Source organism: Vibrio sp. 1F255 (assembly GCF_041439145.1).
Lineage (GTDB): Bacteria > Pseudomonadota > Gammaproteobacteria > Enterobacterales > Vibrionaceae > Vibrio > Vibrio crassostreae_C.
The window spans coordinates 1-1,322 of the sequence record NZ_JBGONQ010000083.1 but is presented as its reverse complement, the minus strand read 5'-3'; the positions used below and the strand labels follow the sequence as shown (position 1 = coordinate 1,322).

General features: G+C 42.1%; 1 protein-coding gene. It reads left to right on the top strand.

The window, feature by feature from the left end; genetic code table 11:
- The first annotated feature begins 403 nt into the window (after window positions 1-403).
- The gene (locus ACED41_RS21505) at window positions 404-1,192 is read left to right on the top strand and encodes a lipase (RefSeq protein WP_371725667.1); all 789 of its coding nucleotides are present in this window, start codon (window positions 404-406) and stop codon (window positions 1,190-1,192) included.
- Window positions 1,193-1,322 lie beyond the last annotated feature (130 nt).

The following is a 1,322-nucleotide window of genomic DNA, read 5'->3' as shown; positions in this document are numbered from 1 at the left end:
GCGAACGCCGAGGGATTTTAAATCCCTTGTGTCTACCAATTCCACCACCAGGGCAACGCAATCTTGCGAGGCCGATTACTGAAAAGTAAAAACACCATCTCTCAGCGACCTAAGCCGTGAGAACGAGGTGTACTTTAACGGAAGGAAAAAATTCGTCAACAATAAATTTTATCTTTTAATTCAAGTGATTAATTATCGAACTCAAAAGAATAAATTTAGTGCAGCTTGTACGGTTCTTATACTTGGATTTCTAATTTAAACGGACAAATCACTGACAACCATTGATTCAAATACCAATTGAATGCGGTGATTTTATTGTTTTAAACCAAGCAAATGGCGTTTTCATGTGCTTTTCACATTCAACGATTAGAGTTTGAAGTAACTCTTATTAAGAAGTAAACATGTGAAACCACTAAAACGATATCAATATGAGCGCTATGCCGTTCTTTGTAACCTCGCCTACCCTAGAGTTTTTAAGCAGACTCGCTATGGTTTTGCCCCTAATGGACAACGCATCATCAAGAACCAGTTTGGTAAAACCATGATTAGAGTGTTGTGGAGTAGCGACAAAGATGAAGTGGTTGTGGTAATCAAAGGATCGCACAGTATCTCAGATTGGCTACTAACCTTTGCTCTATGGACAAGAAGCTGTAAGAGAATTGGGCTCAATTATCGTGTGCATGCGGGTTTCTACCATCTAATGTTTCAAGAAAGCCAGCCAAGTCGTAATGAAGATAAGCTTGGCTTAACCGTTATTGAGCGCTTGGAAGCCACGCTCACACCTCTCATCGAACAAGGAAAAAGAGTGTCTATTACTGGCCACTCTTCCGGAGGCGCTATCGGTTGTGTCTTCGCTGATTACTTTGATCAAAAGTACCCAGGCTGTATTAAACGAATAGTGACTTTTGGCCAACCCGCCATTGGTGATTGGAGCTTTCGAAAGCACTATCGCATGAGTAAGAAGACCTACCGAATTTGCTGTGACATCGACATCGTGACCTTCATGCCACCGGTTCCTTTGCTCTATTGGCATGTAGGTAAAGTGCTTTGGCTTTATAACGGACGAATCTATGAGAACACTCCTACATTAATCCGCCTTGGTCGCTCTATCTTTAGTTGGCTGATAAGACCTTTCTCTTACCACTTGATGAGCAAGTATATCCGTAACAAAGATTTCTTTGATAAGTATTGAAATGGGTACGTAGGAAGCTTTTAGCGGGGCCAGAAACGAAAAAACCAGTCACTAGGACTGGTTTTTTCTGAATTATGGAGGCGCCTCCCGGAGTCGAACCGAGGTCCACGGATTTGCAATCCGCTGCATA